This is a genomic window from Streptomyces sp. NBC_00386 (assembly GCF_036063235.1).
Lineage (GTDB): Bacteria > Actinomycetota > Actinomycetes > Streptomycetales > Streptomycetaceae > Streptomyces.
This window is the reverse complement of the sequence record NZ_CP107950.1, coordinates 4,064,704-4,084,414: the sequence shown is the minus strand read 5'-3', so window position 1 is coordinate 4,084,414 and position 19,711 is coordinate 4,064,704. Positions and strand designations below refer to the sequence as shown.

The window sequence follows — 19,711 nt, the reverse complement described above, 5'->3', positions numbered from 1 at the left end:
CGGGTTCAGCCGACGACCGTCCAGGTGTCGCCGCCGGCGAGGAGCGCCGCGAGGTCGCCCTTGCCGTTCTGTTCGATGGCGGCGTCGAGCTGGTCGGCCATCTGCGTGTCGTAGACCGGCCGGTCGACCGAGCGGAACACCCCGATGGGCGTGTGGTGCAGGGTGTCGGGGTCGGCGAGACGCGACAGCGCGAACGCGGTGGTCGGGGACGTGGTGTGCGCGTCGTGGACGAGGACCTGCGAGGCGTTGTCGGGGGTCACGGTGACGACCTGGAGGTCACCGGTGCGCGGGTCGCGGACCACACCGCGGGAGCCGTCGGCGCCGAAGCGGATGGGCTGTCCGTGCTCCAGGCGGATGACGGCTTCCTCGGCCTGCTGTCTGTCCTTGAGGACCTCGAAGGCGCCGTCGTTGAAGATGTTGCAGTTCTGGTAGATCTCCACCAGGGCGGTGCCGGGGTGGGCGGCGGCCTGCCGCAGCACGTCGGTGAGGTGCTTGCGGTCCGAGTCCACGGTCCGGGCCACGAAGGACGCCTCCGCGCCGATCGCCAGGGACACCGGGTTGAAGGGCGCGTCCAGGGAACCCATCGGCGTCGACTTGGTGATCTTGCCGACCTCGGAGGTCGGGGAGTACTGGCCCTTGGTGAGACCGTAGATCCGGTTGTTGAAGAGCAGGATCTTCAGGTTCACGTTGCGGCGCAGGGCGTGGATCAGGTGGTTGCCGCCGATGGACAGGGCGTCGCCGTCGCCGGTGACGACCCAGACGGACAGGTCGCGGCGGGAGGAGGCGAGCCCGGTCGCGATGGCCGGGGCGCGACCGTGGATGGAGTGCATCCCGTAGGTGTTCATGTAGTACGGGAAGCGGGACGAGCAGCCGATGCCCGAGACGAAGACGATGTTCTCCTTCGCCAGGCCGAGTTCGGGCATGAAGCCCTGGACGGCGGCGAGGATCGCGTAGTCACCGCAGCCGGGGCACCAGCGCACTTCCTGATCGGACTTGAAGTCCTTCATGGACTGCCTGGCCTCGGCCTTGGGGACGAGGGAAAGCGCCTCGACCGTGCCCGGGCCTTCCGTTGACGTGTCAGCCATCGATGGCCTCCTTGAGAGCTGTGGCGAGCTGCTCGGCCTTGAAGGGCATGCCGTTGACCTGGTTGTACGAGTGCGCGTCCACCAGATACCTGGCCCGGACGAGGGTGGCGAGCTGACCGAGGTTCATCTCGGGGATCACCACCTTGTCGTAACGCCTCAGCACCGCGCCCAGATTCCGCGGGAAGGGGTTGAGGTGACGCAGATGCGCCTGCGCGATGTGCTCCCCGGCGGTGCGCAGCCTGCGGACCGCGGCGGTGATCGGCCCGTAGGTCGAACCCCAGCCCAGGACAAGGGTGTTGGCCGTCTTGCCGGTGCCCGAGGCGGGGTCGTCGACCTCCAGGTCCGGAACGTCGATGCCGTCGATCTTGGCCTGCCGGGTGCGGACCATGAAGTCGTGGTTGGCGGGGTCGTACGAGATGTTGCCGCTGCCGTCCTGCTTCTCGATACCGCCGATCCGGTGCTCCAGGCCGGGAGTTCCCGGGATGGCCCACGGGCGGGCAAGGGTCTGCGGGTCGCGTTTGTAGGGCCAGAACACCTCGGTGCCGTCGTCCAGCGTGTGATTGGGGCCTTGGGCGAACTGCACGCGCAGGTCGGGGAGTTCGTCGGTGTCCGGGACGCGCCACGGCTCGGAGCCGTTGGCGAGGTAGCCGTCCGACAGCAGCAGGACGGGCGTCCGGTACGTCAGCGCGATCCGGGCCGCCTCCATCGCCGCGTCGAAGCAGTCGGCGGGGGTCCGCGGCGCGACGATCGGCACCGGGGCCTCGCCGTTGCGCCCGTACATCGCCTGGAGCAGGTCGGCCTGCTCGGTCTTGGTCGGCAGGCCGGTCGAGGGCCCGCCGCGCTGGATGTCGATGACGAGCAGGGGCAGTTCGAGGGAGACGGCGAGCCCGATCGTCTCCGACTTCAGCGCCACACCGGGACCGGACGTCGTCGTCACCGCGAGCGAGCCGCCGAACGCCGCCCCGAGTGCCGCGCCGATGCCCGCGATCTCGTCCTCGGCCTGGAAGGTGCGCACTCCGAAGTTCTTGTGCTTACTCAGCTCATGCAGGATGTCCGAGGCCGGGGTGATGGGGTATGAGCCCAGGTAGAGCGGCAGATCGGCCTGCTGGGAGGCGGCGACCAGGCCGTACGACAGGGCGAGGTTCCCGGAGATGTTCCGGTAGGTGCCGGTCGGGAAGGTCTTCGACGCCGGCGCGACCTCGTAGGAGACGGCGAAGTCCTCGGTCGTCTCGCCGAAGTTCCAGCCGGCCCGGAACGCGGCGAGGTTGGCGGCCGCGATGTCGGGCTTCTTGGCGAACTTGGTCCGCAGGAACTTCTCGGTGCCTTCGGTGGGCCGGTGGTACATCCACGACAACAGGCCCAGCGCGAACATGTTCTTGGAGCGCTCGGCCTCCTTGCGGGTGAGCTCGAACTCCTTCAGCGCCTCGACGGTCATCGTCGTGAGCGGGACGGGATGCACGTTGTAGCCGTCCAGCGAGCCGTCCTCCAGCGGGCTGGCCGCGTAGCCGACCTTCTGCATCGCCCGTTTGGTGAACTCGTCCGTGTTGACGATGATCTCGGCGCCGCGCGGCACGTCGGCGATGTTCGCCTTCAGGGCGGCCGGGTTCATGGCCACGAGGACGTTGGGCGCGTCGCCCGGCGTGAGGATGTCGTGGTCGGCGAAATGCAGTTGGAAAGACGAAACGCCCGGCAGTGTGCCTGCGGGCGCGCGGATCTCGGCAGGGAAGTTCGGCAGGGTCGAGAGGTCGTTGCCGAAGGAGGCAGTCTCCGAGGTGAAGCGGTCGCCGGTGAGCTGCATACCGTCACCGGAGTCCCCCGCGAACCGGATGATGACCCGGTCGAGCCGACGGACGTCCTTCGCCCCCGGCGGTTTGCGCTGTTCTCCTACGACGGCTTCGTCGGCCTGTTCCGTTGGGCTGCTGACCTTGCTCGTCACTGAACTGGACCTCCTTTGAGGCGGCTGTCCGGGAGTGGCCTTCCCGCAGACCCTTCCTTTTCCAACCCTACGTCGGTAAGGGTCGCCTTCCTTGGGCCATTCGCATAGTGGACGTTGCTTTGAGACGTCCTGATATCCTGACGTGTCACGATTTTTCCCGCCCCCGGTCTCTTCCTCGTACGACGTTCCCCGCTCACCCTTTGGTTCTGCTCGACAACTGACAGACTGTCAGTCCGTCACGAGTTCAGGTACGTGAGGACGGCCAGAACACGCCGATGATCCCCGTCACTTTGTGACAAGCCGAGTTTCTGGAAGATGTTGCTGACGTGCTTCTCGACGGCGCCGTCGCTGACCACGAGCTGACGGGCGACGGCGGAGTTCGTCCGGCCCTCGGCCATGAGTCCCAGGACCTCGCGCTCCCTCGGCGTCAGCCCGGCCAGCACGTCCTGCTTGCGGCTGCGGCCCAGCAGCTGCGCCACCACCTCCGGGTCGAGCGCGGTACCCCCCTGGGCCACCCGCACCACCGCGTCCACGAACTCGCGCACCTCGGCCACCCGGTCCTTGAGCAGGTAGCCCACGCCACGGCTCGAACCGGCCAGCAGTTCGGTGGCGTACCGCTCCTCCACGTACTGTGACAGTACGAGCACACCGAGTCCCGGGTGCGCCTTGCGCAGCTGCACGGCCGCCCGCACGCCTTCGTCGGTGTGCGTCGGCGGCATCCGTACGTCCGCGACGACGACGTCCGGCAGCGCGTCCTGCGCCGCGAACTCCGTGATGGTCTTGATCAGCGCGTCGCCGTCCCCGACCCCTGCCACGACATCATGCCCGCGGTCGGTCAGCAACCGGGTCAGGCCCTCCCTGAGCAGCACTGAATCCTCGGCGATGACGACTCGCACCCTGTCCTCCACGATTCCTCGGCCCCCCAGAGCCCGCCCCCGGCCGCCCCCGGCTCCACCGGGTTCGTGCCCGTTCGTACGACAGACCCCAGCATTCCAGCATTCGGACCCGGATGCGCCCGGGCGACGTGAAGAGGGGTCCGGTGGCGCGAGGCAGGGCTACCCCGGTGGGGTACAGGGGCCCGGTGCTCACGCCTCCTGCTCCCGGTGGGGTACGCGGGTCCGGTGCTCACGCCCCACCCTCGGCGGGTACGCGGTCTTGCTACCCGGTGAGTACGCGGTCCCCGGCTCCTGTCCCGACGCAGCCGGGGACCCCGGTGGTGTGCACCGGGGTCCCCGCGTGCGTGCGGTCTGGAGTCTCAGCCCCGCCAGGGCAGCTCCGCCGTGATCAGGGTGGGCCCGGCCGGCGGCGAGTCCACCACCAGGATCCCGTCCACCGCGTCGAGCCGTTCCGTGAGCCCGGCCAGGCCCGACCCCTCGGTGACGGCGGCCCCGCCGACCCCGTTGTCGCCGACCTGGATCATCAGCCGGTTCTCCACCCGCCACACATCCACGGTCGCCCGCGTCGCACGGGAGTGCTTGCTGATGTTCTGGAGCAGTTCGGAGACGGTGAAGTAGGCGATCCCCTCGATCGCGGGCGCCGGCCGCGCCGCCAGATCCACTTCCACCCGCACCGGCACCGTGCACCGCGAGGCGACCGAGGACAGGGCGGCGTCGAGCCCGCGGTCGGTCAGCACCGCCGGATGGATGCCGCGCGCGAGATCCCGCAGCTCCTGCAACGCCGTCTTGACCTCGCCGTGCGCCTCGTCCACCATCCGCGCCGCGGCCTCGGGGTCCTCGGCCAGCTTCTCCTTGGCGAGCCCCAGGTCCATCGCCAGGGCGACGAGCCGGGCCTGCGCCCCGTCGTGCAGATCGCGCTCGATACGGCGCAGGTCGGCGGCGGCCGTGTCGACCACGACCCCGCGGTCGGACTCCAGCTCCACCACACGCGTGGCCAGCCGCGAGGGGCCGAGCAGCCCGCGCACCATCAGCCCGTCCACGCTCGTCAGCGCCCGCACGATCCACGGGGTCGCCATCGTGAAGAGCAGTCCCACCAGGGCGGTCACCGCGATCTCGAACGGGTTGTCCAGATAGACCGAGTGCGTGGTGTCGCCGTACAGCTGGAGTCCGTCCTGGCCGCCGTACATCGGGAAGACCCAGAACCACAGCGGATACGTCAGCAGCGCCCACCCGTACACCCAGAAGTTCACCGCGACGACGAAGGAGAACACCGACCACGGGAACTGGACCACCGCGTACAGCAGGTGCCGCCACGACGTCCCGCTCTTGAGCACGGCGCCCATCCACGCCATCGCCCCCTGCTTCTTCGTCCTCAGCGGCTCGGGCTCGGCCACCTCGACACCGAGCAGCCCGCGCGCCCGCGCCCGCTCCAGCGAGCCGAGGCCGCGGCAGCCGGCCAGCGCGGCCGCGAGCACCGGAACGCCCAGGAAGGTGACCAGCAGGCCCGCGCCGAGCGAGACCATCGTGACGGCGAACGTGAACATGAGGATCCCGAGCGGCAGGCCCAGCAGCACGTAGCCGAACTCGCGCAGGCTGCGGGCCTCGAACGGCGCCCGCAGCGGGGCCGGGAGACGGTGCCGCCGCCCGGCGGCGCCCGTCTCGTCGAATCCGGGCCCGTCGCGGTGCCCGTATCCGTGTCCGTACTCCGTGGCCATCGGTTCGTCCGTTCTCTCGTCTCGTCCTGTGCCTCGTCGCGTTCCGCGCGCACCTCGGTCCGCGCGTCGGCTGCTCCCTCTCCTCCAAGCGTGCCGCCTGGCAGGTCCGCGGGACATGCGGCGGATCGGCGTCTTGAACGGGGGGTTTTCCCTACCTCGGTACCCCGGCGGACCGGCGGGGACCACCGGCCGACGTCCTCACGGTCTGCCGGCCGGAGGTCTCCGTCGAGTCGGCCGTGGGCTACGGCGCGGGCTCGTTCTGGCGGTTCCGCCACGGCAGTTCGGCCGTGATGACCGTCGGGCCGCCCACCGGTGAGTCGACGATGAACAGTCCGTCCACCGCGCCGAGCCGGTCCGCGAGCCCCGCCATGCCCGTACCGCCGCCGACGCCGGCCCCGCCGCGGCCGTCGTCCCGGACCTGGATGAGCAGACGGTCGTCCGACCGCCAGAGGTCGACCGACGCGGACCTCGCCCCGCTGTGCTTGCTGACGTTCTGGAGCAGTTCTGAGACGGTGAAGTACGCGATGCCCTCGATGGCGGCGGCCGGACGCGTCTCCAGCTCGGTGCTCACCTTCACGGGCACGGTGCACCGCGAGGCGATCGAGGACAGGGCGGCGTCCAGACCCCGGTCGGTCAGGACCGCCGGGTGGATGCCACGGGCCAGATCACGCAGTTCCTGAAGGGCGAGCTTCACCTCGCCGTGCGCCTCGTCCACCATCGACGCCGCCGCGTCGGGGTCCTCCAGGAGCTTCTCCTTCGCCAGGCCGAGCCCCATCGCGAGGTTGACGAGCCGGGCCTGCGCCCCGTCGTGCAGATCGCGCTCGATACGGCGCAGATCGGCCGCGGCCGTGTCGACCACCACCCCGCGGTCCGACTCCAGTTCGGCGATGCGCCGCTCCAACTCGTCGGAGGGCGACAGCAGTCCGCGCACCATCGCCCGGTCGACGTTCGTCAGCCCGCGCGCGATGAACGGCAGCACCGGCCACAGCACGAACAGCGACACGAGCGTCACCGTGAAGGTGGCGATGCCCCAGGGCAGCCGTATGAGGCCGTACAGCACCGCCCGCCAGCCCACCGGGTCCTTCAGGCTCGACCACAGCCAGCCGAAGAAGCCGGTCCGGCGCACCGGCAACGGGCTCGGTTCGTCGATGCGCAGCCCCAGCAGCCGCCGCGCCCGCCCCCGCTCCAGCTTGCCCAGCTGCCGCGAACCGCGCAGCCCGGCCGCGAGCAGGGGCAGTCCGACGACGGTCACGGCGAGCCCCGCGCCCGTGGCGAGCATCGTCACCACGTACACGAACCCGATGATCGAGGCCGGCAGATTCGCCAGAAGGTGGGAGATCTCCTTCCAGGTCCCCGGGTCCAGGGCGAGACGTACGGCGGGCGGCCTGTCACCGTCGGACGGGGCGTCCGACGGATCGGCGGGCGGGATGCGTTCGGTCATATCCGCTAGCCTGCCCGGCGGCGCGCCGCCGCGCCATGAGGTGGGCCGCCGCGATGCACTGGGGATAACCCCACCCCCGGGGGGTGATGGCCGGACGTGACGCCGAGGTGCTCCCGGGACCCGTTCACACCGTGAGACGGGAACGCGTCACCGGTGGTCGAGGGATGGTCGAGGTGTGACGGGCTGCTTACGCTCTCTTTAGCAGGCCCTAGACTCCCGTCCGTACAGATCGTCGAACATGGCGCATCACAGAGTGCGCGACGGCGCACGACGGGGCGCAACGAGGTCAGGGAGTGAGGGGCTGACGTGCCGGAACCGACCGTTGTCACGGCGACCGGAACCGTCGTCGCGGCGGACTACTTCCAGTCCTACTCGATCGTCGGGCTGCTCGCCGTCGTGGGCGTGCTGTTCGTCGCCGTCGCCTTCGGAGCGGGCCGCCTGCTGCGGCCCGTGGTCCCCACCCCCGAGAAACTCCTGACGTACGAGTGCGGCGTCGACCCCGTCGGCGAGGGCTGGGCCCACACCCAGGTCCGCTATTACGTGTACGCCTTCCTCTACGTAATCTTCGCCGTCGACTCGATCTTCCTCTTCCCCTGGGCCACGGTCTTCGCCGCTCCCGGCTACGGCGCCGCGACGCTGGTCGAGATGTTCATCTTCCTCGGCTTCCTGGCCGTGGGCCTGCTGTACGCATACAAGAAGGGCGTCCTGACATGGACGTGACCCCCTCCGCCCCGGACCAGCCGGTGCTGCTGCCCGAGCCCAAGCGGCTCGGCGCGCTCGCCCGCCTCGCCCCCGAGCCCATGAAGGTGGTCCTGAACTGGGGCCGCCGCTACTCGCTCTGGGTCTTCAACTTCGGCCTCGCCTGCTGCGCGATCGAGTTCATCGCCGCGTCGATGGCCCGCCACGACTTCATCCGCCTCGGCGTGATCCCGTTCGCGCCGGGCCCCCGTCAGGCCGACCTGATGGTGGTGTCGGGCACGGTCACGGACAAGATGGCGCCCGCCGTCAAGCGCCTGTACGAGCAGATGCCCGAGCCGAAGTACGTCATCTCCTTCGGCGCCTGCTCCAACTGCGGCGGCCCGTACTGGGACTCCTACTCCGTCACCAAGGGCGTCGACCAGATCATCCCCGTCGACGTCTACGTCCCCGGGTGCCCGCCGCGCCCCGAGGCACTGCTCCAGGGCATCCTCAAGCTCCAGGAGAAGATCGCCCGGGAATCGCTGGGGGAGCGCTACGGGTCCGACGCGCCGCGCCCGTCGACCGCCGCGCTCCAGAGCGGCCTGGTGAAGCCACCGGCCCCTTCGGCGACGAGCGTTCCGGGGACGGATCCGACCGCCCCCGGTGAGGAGGACCGATGACCGTCGGCTGGCTTCCCGGTCCCGCCGGGGAACTCTTCGGCCCCGACGCCACGGCCGAGGAGTCGTACGAGGTCCTGACGGTCGACGTACCGCCGGCGTCCTGGATTGCGACCCTGGAGACGGCCCGCGACACCCTGGGCTGCACCTACTTCGACTGGCTGAGCGCCGTCGACGAACCCGGCACGGGCTTCCGCGTCTCGGCCCACGTCGTGGCGCTGTCCCCGGTACGCCGCCTCCTTGTCCGTACGACCGTCCCGCACACCGCCCCGGCGCTCCCGTCGGCGGTCACCGTCTACGCGGGTGCCGCCTGGCACGAGCGCGAGACGCACGAAATGTTCGGAGTGACGTTCGAGGGCCACCCCGGCCTCGACCCCCTGCTTCTGCCGGACGGCTTCGAAGGCCACCCTCTCCGCAAGGACTTCGTCCTGGCCGCCCGCGTCGCCAAGGCCTGGCCGGGCGCGAAGGAGCCCGGCGAGTCCGAGCACGGTGGCCCCAAGCGCCGCCAGATGCTGCCACCCGGCGTTCCCGACCCCAACGAGTGGGGCCCTCTCAAGGGCCAGCTCCCCCCGGCTCCGTCCCGCCCGGCCCGCGGCGCGGCCCGCCCCGCCGGCGACCGCCCGGTCCGCAGGGCCCGTACGGCGGGGGAGGGCTCGGCCGGCCAGACGCCCACCGCCCCTGCCGCCGCGGACACCGTGGCGCCCGCAGGTGCTGCGGGAGCGGACGCGGCGTCCGCCGGCGCGGGTGCTATCTCCGGTGCCGAAGCCGCGCGCCCCGCACGCCGATCGCGCAGCGCGAGCCAGGGCTCCGCCAGCCAACGTGCCCAGGAGACGCCCCCTCCGCCCCCGACGCCCACCCCGCAGCCGACGCCCGCGAACGAGCCGACGCCCGCGAACGAGCCGACAGCCGCGACGGAACCGGCGGCCGCGAACGAGCCGGCGGCTGCCACGGAACCGGCCGCTTCCTCCGAACCCGCCGCTCCGGCGAGCGCCTCGCGGGCAGCCGAGCCCGACTCCGCGACGAAGCCGGTCGGAAGGCCTGCCGCACCGCCCAGCTCCGACGCGCCGTGGCACCAGCCGAAGCCCGCGTTCGACGACTCGGAGCCGAAGCCGGAACAAGCCGCGAAGCCCGAGCCGACGCCGGAGCCCGAGGCCACTTCTGCCCCGGCCCCCGAGTCGAAGCCCGAGGCCACTTCTGCCCCGGCCCCCGAGTCGAAGCCCGAGGCCACTCCGGCCCCGGCCCCGACCCCCCAGCCGAAGCCACTCAGCCCCGACGACCCCTCCGGAGGTACGCAGTGAACGACGCTCTCGACGTCGCCCTACGCCTCCTCGTCGTCTTCGTCGTGTTCCTGACGTTCCCCCTGATCGTCGGTCAGACCGAACACAAGGTGATGGCCCACATGCAGGGCCGGCTCGGCCCGATGTACGCGGGCGGCTTCCACGGCTGGGCCCAGCTCGTCGCGGACGGCGTGAAGTTCGCGCAGAAGGAGGACATCGTCCCCGCGGGCGCGGACCGGCGCATCTTCCAGCTCGCCCCCGCGGTGGCCCTCCTCCCGTACCTCCTGGTCCTCCTCGTCATCCCGATCGGCCCGGGTGAGGGCGCGGTCGGCGAGGTCGTCGACGCGGGCATCTTCTTCGTCCTCGCCGTCATGGGCGTGGGCGTCCTCGGCTCGCTCATGGCGGGCTGGGCGTCGGCCAACAAGTTCTCCCTTCTCGGAGGCCTGCGCACCGCCGCCCAGCTCCTCGCGTACGAGCTCCCGATGCTTCTGACCGCGGCCTCGGTCGCGATGGCGGCCGGCACGGTCTCGCTCCCGGGCATCGTGGACGCCTTCCAGTGGTGGTGGCTGCCCTGGCAGATCGTCGGCGCGATCGTGTTCTTCACCGCCGGTCTCGCCGAACTCCAACGGCCTCCCTTCGACATGCCCGTCGCTGACTCCGAGATCATCTTCGGCGCGTACACCGAGTACACGGGCCTCCGTTTCGCCCTGTTCCTGCTCGCCGAGTACGCGGGAATCGTCGTCCTGTGCGGTCTGACCACCGTCCTCTTCCTGGGCGGCTGGCACGGTCCCTGGGGCGCCGACGGCCTCGGCTGGGTCTGGACGCTCCTGAAGGCCGCGATCCTCGCCTTCGTCGTCATCTGGCTCCGCGTCACCTACCCCCGACTGCGCGAGGACCAGCTCCAGAAACTCTCCTGGACCCTCCTCGTCCCTCTGTCCCTCGCCCAGATCGCCCTCACCGGCATCGTCAAGGTGGTGATCGCGTAACCATGGCCCCCATTCCTGGCTCCGGCCTCGCCAAGGGCCTGGCCGTCACCCTCCGCACGATGACGAAGAAGACCGTCACCGCGCAGTACCCGGACGTCCAGCCCGAACTCCCGCCCCGCACCCGTGGAGTCATCGCCCTCTTCGAGGAGAACTGCACGGTCTGCATGCTGTGCGCCCGCGAGTGCCCGGACTGGTGCATCTACATCGACTCCCACAAGGAGACGGTCCCGGCCGCCGCCCCGGGCGGCCGCGAGCGCAGTCGCAACGTCCTCGACCGCTTCGCCATCGACTTCTCCCTGTGCATGTACTGCGGTATCTGCATCGAGGTCTGTCCTTTCGACGCGCTGTTCTGGACCCCGGAGTTCGAGTACGCGGAGACCGACATCCACGAACTCACCCACGAACGCGACAAGCTCCGCGAGTGGATGTGGACCGTCCCGGCCCCGCCCGCCCTCGACCCCGGCGCCGAGGAGCCCAAGGAGATCGCGGCCGCCCGCAAGACCGCCGACAAACTCGCGGCCGAACAGGCAGCCGAGGCCGAGCGAACGGCCCAGCCACCGCAGCCATCGCAGGCAGCAGAGGCAGCAGAGGCAGCCGGGACAACTGAGGCAACCGAGGCAGCGCAGGCCGAAGACGCCGGGCGGCCGGAGCCTCCGGTCACACCCTCCTCCGGCCCGCAGGAGGGACAGTCGTGACCTTCGCAGCAGCCACGGCCACGGCGGCCCACGCGGCCACCGTCGTCGCCGCCGAGCACCACGGCTTCCTCTCTCCCACCGGGGTCGAGATCGCCTTCCTCCTCGTCGGCCTGCTCACCTTCGGCGCCGCGGTCGTCACCGTCACCACCAAGCAACTGGTGCACGCCGCTCTGTGGCTGGTGGTCGCCCTCGGCGGCCTCGCCGTCGAATACCTCCTGCTGACGGCCGAGTTCATCGCCTGGGTGCAGGTCCTCATCTACGTCGGTTCCGTCGTCGTCCTCCTTCTGTTCGGTCTGATGCTCACCAGGGCCCCGATCGGCCGCTCCCCGGACGCCGACTCCGGCAACCGCTGGGCGGCCCTGACCGTGGCCCTCGCCTCGGCCGGCACCCTGGTCTGGGTCGTCGTCGACGCGTTCCGCGCGACCTGGGTCGATCTGAACGGTGCCGCCGCCGGTTCCACCGAGGTGACCGGAGCCAGCCTCTTCCAGAACTGGGTCCTTCCCTTCGAAGCGCTCTCCGTTCTCCTCCTCGCCGCCCTGGTCGGCGCGATCGTCCTCTCCCGCAAGGCGAAGGCGGACACCGCCGCGGCGACCAAGACCGCCACCGCTCCGCGTGTCCCCGGAAGCCGCGACGGCGAGCAGGACAAGGAAGGTGTCCGCTGATGCACCTCGCCTATCCCGCCGTGCTCGCCGCCCTCCTGTTCTGCACGGGCCTGTACGGAGTCCTGGCGCGCCGCAACGCGATCCTGGTCCTGATGTCCGTCGAGCTGATGCTCAACGCCGTCAACCTGAACCTCGTCGCCTTCGACGTCTGGCTCTCCAGGGCCGCCCGCGACACCCTGCACTCCGGCCAGGCCCTGACCCTGTTCACGATCGCCATCGCCGCCGCCGAGATCGGCATCGGCCTGGCGATCGTCCTCGCCGTGTACCGCAACCGCGGCACCTCGGACATCGACAAGCTCCGCGACACCGCCGAGGGCCACGGCCCCGACGACCCCGACAGCGACGCCCCCGCGGCCGAGAAGGCTGAGGCCACCGCGTGACCACGACCACCCTCGCCGTCCTCGTCCCCCTCCTTCCCTTCCTCGGCGCGGCCGCCGGACTCCTCCTCGGCCGCACGGCCCCGGGCTTCGTCCGCCCGCTCGCGGTCCTGCCCGTCCTCGCCTCGCTCGTCCTCGCCGTGACGGTCGCGGTCGACCAGGGCGGCGGCCAGGCCATCGACTCGCGCACCGAACTCACCCCGACCGGCTCGGTCCCCATCGAACTGGGCCTGCACATCGACGGCTTCGCCGCCCTCGTCGCCGTACTCGTCGGCGTCGTCGCCACCTGTGTGCAGATCTACTCGACGGGCTACCTGCGCGACGATCCGCGCTACCCCTCGTACGCCGCTCTCGTCTCCCTGTTCACCTCCGCGATGCTGCTCGTCGTCTACTCCAGCGACCTGATGGTGCTCCTGGTCGGCTGGGAGATCATGGGCATCTGCTCGTACTTCCTGGTCGGCCACTACTGGGAGACCCCGGAAGCCCGCGCCGCCTCGCTCAAGGCCTTCCTGGTCACCAAGCTCGGCGACGTCCCCTTCCTCATCGGTCTGTTCGCGCTGGCCACCGACGCCGGCTCCTTCCGGATCACCACGGTCCTCGGCACCGTGGCGAGCGGCGGACTGCACCACCCGACCCTCGTCGCACTGCTGCTCCTCGCGGGCGTGGCGGGCAAGTCGGCACTGTTCCCGCTGCACACCTGGCTGCCCGACGCGATGGCCGGCCCCACGCCCGTCTCCGCGCTGATCCACGCCGCGACGATGGTCGCCGCCGGTATCTACTTCGTCGCCCGGCTCCTCCCCGTCTTCCAGGCCTCCGCGGCCGCGATGGTCGTCCTCGCCGTCATGGCCGGTGTCACGATGGTCGGTTCGGGTCTCGCGGCACTCGCCCAGGACGACATCAAGCGGGTCCTCGCCTACTCGACGATCGGTCAGCTCGGCTACATGGCCGGTGCCCTCGCCGTCGGCGACCGCGGTGCCGCCGTCTTCCACCTCCTCGCTCACGGCGCCTTCAAGGCGCTGCTGTTCCTCGCCGCCGGCGTGATCATCCACGCCTCCGGCACCAACTCGCTGTCCGCCATGTCCCGGATGAAGGACCTGCGCATCCGAGTCCCCGACGCCTTCTGGACGATGACCGTGGCGCTGCTCGCACTCGCCGCGATCCCTCCCTTCAGCGGCTTCTTCTCCAAGGAGGCCGTCCTCGGCGCTGCCGAGCACGTCGCCACCGGTCACACCGAGCAGGCCCCCGGTGCCGCGGGCTGGATCGTCCTGGTCACCGGGCTGGTCACCGCCGTGCTCACCGCCGCGTACGCGACCCGGCTGTGGCTGCTGGCCTTCCGCGGCCACGGAGCCGAGGCCCCCGACCACGGCAGGCAGCCGGTCACCATGACGGCCGTGCTGTGGGTGCTCGCCATCCCCTCGCTCGCGTTCGGCCTGGCGATCGGCCCGCTGCCCGACTGGTTCGACGGCCGCGACCTGACGCCGGCCCTCACCACCTCCGTGCTCGGCACAGGACTCGCCCTGGTCGGCGGGATCGTCACCTACGGAGCCTGGCGGCACACCACGGCCCTGGCGGCCCGCGTCCCCCTGGGCGCGGTCGCGGCCCACCCGGACGCCGACGCCGGACACGTCGAGGCCGAGGCCATCGCCGCGCACGAACCCGTCTTCGGTGACGTCGCCCACGCCCCCGACCCGGCGGACCCGGGCCGACTGCTGCTCGGCCCGCTGCACCGCCACGCGGCCGTCGGCTTCCACCTCGACACCGTGTACTCCGTGCTGTTCGTCCGCCCGGTCCAGGCCGGAGCCTCGCTCGTACGGTTCCTCGACCGAGAGGTCGTCGACACCTACGTACGCGGCGCGGGCGCCCTACCCCGCTGGCTCGGCACCGCCGTAAGGCGTGCGCAGACCGGCAACGTGCAGACCTATGTGAGCGCGCTGCTCGCCGGCACCGTCGTCCTGGTGGTCGCCGCCCTCCTCGTCGCCACGGGAGCGTGAGCAGGCGTGATCGATATCAGTGAATCCGTGATGCAGATTCTTCTCGCGTTGATCGTCGTCGGCCCGCTCATCGGGGCCGCCGCCGCCCTTCTTCCGGCCCCGCCGGGACTGAAGGGGAAGTCGCCCGAACAGGCGGTGCTGCGGCACGGCGTGACCGTCACGGGCGTGGTCCTCATCGCCGCGATCGTCCTCGCGCTCGGCTTCGACCACGACCACCCGTCGAAGATGCAGGCAACGACGGACATCAGCTGGATCCCCGCACTCGACGTGCGGATCCACCTCGGCATCGACGGCATTTCCCTCCCCCTTCTGGTCCTGACCGCGCTGCTGACCTTCCTCTGCGCGCTGTACTCCTACTTCAAGATGCCCGCGGGCCCGACCCCGAAGGCGTTCGTCGCGCTGCTGCTCGTCCTCGAGTCCGGCACACTCGCGACCTTCGCCGTCCTCGATCTGCTGCTGTTCTTCCTCGCGTTCGAGACCGTGCTCATCCCGATGTACTTCCTCATCGCACGGTGGGGAGGCGCCCAGCGCCAGGCCGCGGCCTGGAAGTTCATCCTCTTCACCCTGCTCGGTTCGGTCGTCATGCTGCTGGGCCTGCTCCTGATCGGAATCAAGGCGGGCACATTCGACATGGTGGCACTCGCCACTGACAACGGCCGGTCGCTGAGCACATCCGTGCAGGTCACCGCCGTTCTGGCGATCGGGATCGGACTCGCGGTCAAGACGCCGATGTGGCCGCTGCACAGCTGGCTGCCCGACGCCCACACCGCCGCCCCGACCGTCGGCTCGGTCCTGCTGGCCGGCGTGATGCTGAAGATGGGCACGTACGGGTTCGTCCGGATCCTGCTGCCCATCACACCGGACGGATTCCGGACCTTCGCCCCCTACCTCGCCGCCTTCGCCGTGGTCGGGATCATCTACGGTTCCCTGGCCTGTCTGGCCCTCGCCAAGCAGGGCGCGAAGGGCGACCTCAAACGGCTCATCGCCTACTCCTCCGTCGGCCACATGGGCTTCGTCCTGCTCGGCATCTCGACGATGACCCCGACCGGCGTGAACGGCGCGCTGTTCGCCAACATCGCCCACGGCCTCATCACCGGCCTCCTCTTCTTCATCGTCGGAGCGCTGAAGGACCGCACGGGCACCACCGACCTCGACACCCTCGCCGAGGGGTCCGGCGCCGCGCTGTACGGCAAGGCACCGCGCCTCGGCGGCCTGCTCGCCTTCGCCGCCGTCGCCTCGCTCGGACTGCCTGGCCTCGCCGGTTTCTGGGGCGAGATGCTGGCGCTGTTCGGCGCGTTCGAGCCCGCCTCCGGCCTCAGCCGTCCCGCCTACCTGACGTTCATGACGATCGCCGCGTTCGGCACGCTGCTCACCGCCGCGTACATGCTCGTCGTCGTACGCCGCGTCTGCATGGGCGCGACGCCCCGGGAGTCGCCGGAACTCGCCGACGTCCAGACCTACGAGTTCGCCGCCTGGACACCGCTCGTCGCCCTCACCGTCATCGCCGGTCTGTGGCCCCGGGCCCTGCTCGGCCTGACCGACCCGGCCGTACAGCAGCTCCTCGCAGGAGGCACCCGATGAGTTCCCTGGTCCAGTCCGTCGACTGGCTCGCCATCGCGCCGCCCACCCTCGCGGTGGTCGTCGGACTCGTCGTGCTCGTCACCGATCTGTTCATCGGGGACGCGAGGAAGGCCGTACTCGGCTGGATGTCCGTCGCGGGCCTCGCCGCGTCCGCGCTGTTGCTGCTGCCCCTCCGGGACGGCGACCGGGCCACGTTCTGCCCGACGGGTGCCACCGACACCTGCAGTTACGTGGCGGACCGCTTCACCCTGGTCATCCAGCTCCTGGTTCTCGGCGGCGCGCTCCTCGTCGCCCTGCTGTCGGTCACCGCCCTGAAGGACGCCGACAGGGAACTCCCCGAGGGGGAGTACTGGTTCCTGCTTCTCTCCTCGGCCGCCGGCGCCGCTCTCCTGCCCGCCTCCCGCGACCTCGCGACCCTCATCGTCGCCCTGGAAGTCGCCTCGCTGCCCGCCTTCGCGCTCGTCGGCATCAGACGCGGCGACAAGAAGTCCTCGGAAGCGGCCCTGAAGTTCTTCCTGTCCTCCGTCACCGCGACCGCGGTCAGCCTGATGGGTGTCAGCTTCGTCTACGCGACGACCGGCACCCTCTATCTCACCCGGATCGCGGACCGGATCCAGCATGTCGACGGACAGTTCCACACCCTGGCCCAGACAGGCGTCGTCCTCACCCTCGTCGGCTTCGCCTTCAAGACGGCCGCCGTGCCCTTCCACTTCTGGGTGCCCGACACCTACGTAGGGGCACCCCTGCCGATCGCCGCCTACCTGTCGGTCATCGGCAAGGCCGTCGGCTTCTCCGGGCTCATCCTCGTCACCGTCGTCGCCTTCCCCTCGTACGCGGACGTCTGGGGCCCGGCGCTGGCGGCGCTGGCGGCCCTCACCATGACAGTCGGGAACGTCGGCGCCCTGCGACAGCGGTCCACGCGCGCGTACAGCGCGGTGCGGCTGCTCGCCTGGTCCTCCGTCGGCCAGGCCGGCTACCTCCTGGTCCCGATCGCGGCCGCCGCCTACTCCAAGGACGCCCAGCAGGCCATCGGTTCCACGGTCGCGTACGCCCTCATGTACGCCGCCGTGAACCTCGGTGCCTTCGCCGTGGCCGCTCTGGTGGCCCGCCGAAGCCCCCTGAACCGCATCAGCGACTACCGCGGCCTGTACGCCGAGAGCCCCCTGTCCGCGCTGGTCCTCGGCTTCTTCCTGCTCTGCCTCGCGGGTCTGCCGCCGGGCATCATCGGCCTCTTCGCCAAGGTGACCGTCTTCTCGGCGGCCGTCGACGCGGGGCTCGGCTGGCTGGCCGTCGTCATGGCCGTCAACGTGGTCATCGCGCTCTTCTACTACCTCCAGTGGACGGCTCTGCTCTTCCGCGCTCCCGAAGGCGAGCCGGGCACGCACCGCGCACCGGTTCCGCTCACCGCGGCCATCGCCCTGACGGCCGTCCTGGGCGTCGTCCTGTCCGGGGCGCCCCAGCTGATCCTCCGCTTCTCGGAGACCGTTCTCTTCTGAAGCGCCATCCCCGGAGCGGCTCTTCAAAGAGGAACGCGCGCGTGGACCGCCGTCCGAATCACCCGGACGGCCCACGCGCCGGGCAGTGCGCACAAGGGAACTAGTGCTTCCCGTCTGGCGTTGACCAGTACGGGAGGGTCCACTGAAGAGTGGAAGCAGAGCATCAGCAAGCAAAGGGTTCCCCCGCCGCACGACTTGGAGGGCTACCGTGCACCGCCGGCACAATGGGCTCAGGACAGCCGTACTCCTCGGGGGACTGTCCGCACTCATCATCGTCATCGGCAGCTTCTTCGGACGCACAGGCCTGATCGTCGCGCTGTTCATCGCGATGGGGACGAACGCGTACGCGTACTGGAACAGCGACAAGCTGGCTCTACGCGCGATGCGCGCACGCCCGGTGAGCGAGTTCGAGGCCCCGGCCCTGTACCGCATGGTCCGCGATCTCTCGACGCAGGCCCGCCAGCCCATGCCGCGCCTGTACATCTCGCCGACGGAGGCTCCGAACGCCTTCGCGACGGGCCGCAACCCGCGCAATGCCGCCGTGTGCTGCACCGAGGGGATCCTGCGCATCCTGGACGAGCGCGAGCTGCGCGGCGTCATCGGTCACGAGCTCAGTCACGTCTACAACCGCGACATCCTGATCTCCTCCGTGGCCGGCGCCCTCGCTTCCGTGATCATGTTCCTGGTCAATTTCGCCTGGCTGATCCCCGTCGGCCGGTCCAACGACGACGACGGTCCCGGCATTCTCGGGCTGATCCTGGTCATGATCCTGGGCCCGATCGCCGCTTCCCTCATCCAGCTCGCCATCAGCCGCTCCAGGGAGTACGAGGCGGACGCGTCCGGTGCCCAGCTCACCGGCGACCCCCTCGCCCTCGCGAGCGCGCTGCGCAAGCTCGACGCGGGCACGAAGCAGCTTCCGCTGCCTCCCGAGCCGCGCATCGAGACGGCGAGTCACATGATGATCGCGAACCCCTTCCGCCCGGGACAGGGAATGTCAAAGATGTTCTCTACGCATCCGCCGATGGCGGAACGCATCGCCCGGCTCGAGCAGATGGCAGGTCGTCAGCAGTGAAGACAATTCTGAACGTCATTTGGCTCATCCTGAGCGGCTTCTGGCTGTTTCTCGGGTACCTTGCCGCAGGCATCATCCTGTGCATCACGATTATCGGAATTCCGTTCGGCATTGCCGCGTTCCGTATCGGCATCTACGCGCTGTGGCCGTTCGGCTATACGACGGTGGAGCGCCACGACGCCGGCGCTCCGTCCTGCATCGGCAACGTCCTGTGGCTCATCCTCGCGGGCTGGTGGCTGGCCCTGACCCACATCGTCACGGGCATCGCCATGTGCCTGACGATCATCGGCATTCCGTTCGGCATCGCCAACTTCAAGCTCATCCCGATCTCGCTGTTCCCGCTGGGACGCGACATCGTGCGCACCGACGAGCCGTTCGCGGGGCGTTAGCGGTACGGGACCACGCGCCGTACTCCTCGCCGGAAACGGGGCCGGTGTCCGTCTCGCGTGAGGGTTTTCCACAGGCTGTCCGATTGTCAGTGGCGCGCTGCATCATGAAGCCATGACCGAAATCGAGCAGTTGCTGGCACGGGTCGCTACGGAGGCCCGCAACACCCGCCCGTGGGGCTGGCCTTCGCTCCCGGCGCCCGTGGGCCCGGCAGAGGTCGCCCGCGCCGAGGCCGTCCTCGGTTTTCCCCTGCCCGCACTGCTCGCCTCGCTCTACCTTCGGATAGGGGACGGCGGATTCGGTCCGGAATACGGCCTGTTGCCCCTGCTCGACGGTCAGCCGTCGGGTGAACCGGCGGCTGTTCCGCAGTACCTCGCCAGCCGCGAAAGCGGCCGCAAGGACCCCGACTGGCCCTGGCCCGAGGGTGTCCTGCCCATATCCCACTGGGGCTGCGGAATGTACGCGTGCGTGGACTGCCAGAGCCCCGACGGCACGGTCCTGCTCTTCGAGCCGAACGCCGACCGGGCCGACCACGCCTGGTACGTGGACGCACCCGACCTCGCGACCTGGCTGCTCGCGTGGCTGGAGGGAACGGGCTGGTACGAGGAGTCCAGCGACGACGCGGACCTCCCCCTCTGGCCCGACTTCCCCATACGCGCGACGGCGACCCGGGCTTCCTGACCTGCCCGCCCGAACGCGCCGAGCAGGGCGACCACTGTCCGCCCGGCGATGCACGACAGCTCACGCGGGCGCTGACCC

18 protein-coding genes are annotated in these 19,711 nt (G+C 70.3%); 13 read left to right on the top strand and 5 right to left on the bottom strand.

Going from position 1 to position 19,711, the window contains the following annotated elements; genetic code table 11:
• Window positions 1–5 precede the first annotated feature (5 nt).
• From OG780_RS17835 to OG780_RS17815, 5 genes are all read right to left on the bottom strand, one after another.
• Window positions 6–1,085: a 2-oxoacid:ferredoxin oxidoreductase subunit beta gene (locus OG780_RS17835; RefSeq protein WP_328449357.1), complete on the bottom strand. Its 1,080-nt coding sequence runs from the start codon at window positions 1,083–1,085 to the stop codon at window positions 6–8.
• A complete protein-coding gene (locus OG780_RS17830) occupies window positions 1,078–3,021 on the bottom strand; it encodes a 2-oxoacid:acceptor oxidoreductase subunit alpha (protein WP_328449355.1) in 1,944 nt (647 codons plus the stop codon). Before OG780_RS17830 ends, OG780_RS17835 begins: the two co-directional genes overlap by 8 nt.
• A gap of 236 nt (window positions 3,022–3,257) precedes the next feature.
• A complete protein-coding gene (locus tag OG780_RS17825) occupies window positions 3,258–3,917 on the bottom strand; it encodes a response regulator transcription factor (RefSeq protein WP_276313648.1) in 660 nt (219 codons plus the stop codon).
• 359 nt (window positions 3,918–4,276) lie between these two features.
• Entirely contained in the window at window positions 4,277–5,632 is a 1,356-nt protein-coding gene (locus OG780_RS17820; protein ID WP_328449351.1) for a sensor histidine kinase, read from the bottom strand.
• Between the two features lie 241 nt (window positions 5,633–5,873).
• On the bottom strand, window positions 5,874–7,073 hold the full coding sequence (locus OG780_RS17815) for a sensor histidine kinase (RefSeq protein ID WP_328449349.1): 1,200 nt from the start codon (window positions 7,071–7,073) through the stop codon (window positions 5,874–5,876).
• 306 nt (window positions 7,074–7,379) lie between these two features.
• On the opposite strand from OG780_RS17815, the gene OG780_RS17810 reads away from it, so the two are divergent.
• The 13 genes from OG780_RS17810 (at window position 7,380) to OG780_RS17750 (ending at window position 19,633) form a co-directional block, all read left to right on the top strand.
• A complete protein-coding gene (locus OG780_RS17810) occupies window positions 7,380–7,793 on the top strand; it encodes an NADH-quinone oxidoreductase subunit A (protein ID WP_328449347.1) in 414 nt (137 codons plus the stop codon).
• Window positions 7,784–8,431, top strand: a complete 648-nt coding sequence (locus tag OG780_RS17805) for an NADH-quinone oxidoreductase subunit B (protein ID WP_326786119.1) — start codon at window positions 7,784–7,786, stop codon at window positions 8,429–8,431. Before OG780_RS17810 ends, OG780_RS17805 begins: the two co-directional genes overlap by 10 nt.
• Window positions 8,428–9,726 carry an NADH-quinone oxidoreductase subunit C gene (locus OG780_RS17800; protein ID WP_328449345.1) on the top strand — a complete coding sequence of 433 codons (1,299 nt, stop codon included), beginning with the start codon at window positions 8,428–8,430 and terminating at the stop codon, window positions 9,724–9,726. The genes OG780_RS17805 and OG780_RS17800 overlap by 4 nt, the downstream gene beginning before the upstream one ends.
• On the top strand, window positions 9,723–10,691 hold the full coding sequence (locus OG780_RS17795) for a complex I subunit 1/NuoH family protein (RefSeq protein ID WP_328449343.1): 969 nt from the start codon (window positions 9,723–9,725) through the stop codon (window positions 10,689–10,691). Before OG780_RS17800 ends, OG780_RS17795 begins: the two co-directional genes overlap by 4 nt.
• A gap of 2 nt (window positions 10,692–10,693) precedes the next feature.
• Entirely contained in the window at window positions 10,694–11,386 is a 693-nt protein-coding gene (locus OG780_RS17790; protein WP_328449341.1) for a NuoI/complex I 23 kDa subunit family protein, read from the top strand.
• Window positions 11,383–12,048 (top strand): NADH-quinone oxidoreductase subunit J family protein, encoded by a 666-nt coding sequence (locus OG780_RS17785; protein WP_328449339.1) that lies wholly within the window; start codon window positions 11,383–11,385, stop codon window positions 12,046–12,048. The genes OG780_RS17790 and OG780_RS17785 overlap by 4 nt, the downstream gene beginning before the upstream one ends.
• Window positions 12,048–12,428 (top strand): NADH-quinone oxidoreductase subunit NuoK, encoded by a 381-nt coding sequence (nuoK, locus tag OG780_RS17780; RefSeq protein WP_328449337.1) that lies wholly within the window; start codon window positions 12,048–12,050, stop codon window positions 12,426–12,428. The genes OG780_RS17785 and nuoK overlap by 1 nt, the downstream gene beginning before the upstream one ends.
• On the top strand, window positions 12,425–14,416 hold the full coding sequence (locus OG780_RS17775; RefSeq protein ID WP_328449335.1) for an NADH-quinone oxidoreductase subunit 5 family protein: 1,992 nt from the start codon (window positions 12,425–12,427) through the stop codon (window positions 14,414–14,416). Before nuoK ends, OG780_RS17775 begins: the two co-directional genes overlap by 4 nt.
• Window positions 14,417–14,422: 6 nt before the next feature.
• Window positions 14,423–15,997, top strand: coding sequence for a complex I subunit 4 family protein (locus OG780_RS17770; protein WP_328449333.1), 1,575 nt, complete (start codon window positions 14,423–14,425; stop codon window positions 15,995–15,997).
• Entirely contained in the window at window positions 15,994–17,493 is a 1,500-nt protein-coding gene (locus tag OG780_RS17765) for an NADH-quinone oxidoreductase subunit N (RefSeq protein ID WP_328449332.1), read from the top strand. Before OG780_RS17770 ends, OG780_RS17765 begins: the two co-directional genes overlap by 4 nt.
• A gap of 208 nt (window positions 17,494–17,701) precedes the next feature.
• The gene (gene htpX / locus OG780_RS17760; RefSeq protein WP_328449330.1) at window positions 17,702–18,565 is read left to right on the top strand and encodes a zinc metalloprotease HtpX; all 864 of its coding nucleotides are present in this window, start codon (window positions 17,702–17,704) and stop codon (window positions 18,563–18,565) included.
• Window positions 18,562–18,954: a YccF domain-containing protein gene (locus tag OG780_RS17755; RefSeq protein ID WP_328449329.1), complete on the top strand. Its 393-nt coding sequence runs from the start codon at window positions 18,562–18,564 to the stop codon at window positions 18,952–18,954. Before htpX ends, OG780_RS17755 begins: the two co-directional genes overlap by 4 nt.
• A 112-nt stretch (window positions 18,955–19,066) precedes the next feature.
• The gene (locus OG780_RS17750; protein ID WP_328449327.1) at window positions 19,067–19,633 is read left to right on the top strand and encodes an SMI1/KNR4 family protein; all 567 of its coding nucleotides are present in this window, start codon (window positions 19,067–19,069) and stop codon (window positions 19,631–19,633) included.
• Window positions 19,634–19,711: the final 78 nt, after the last annotated feature.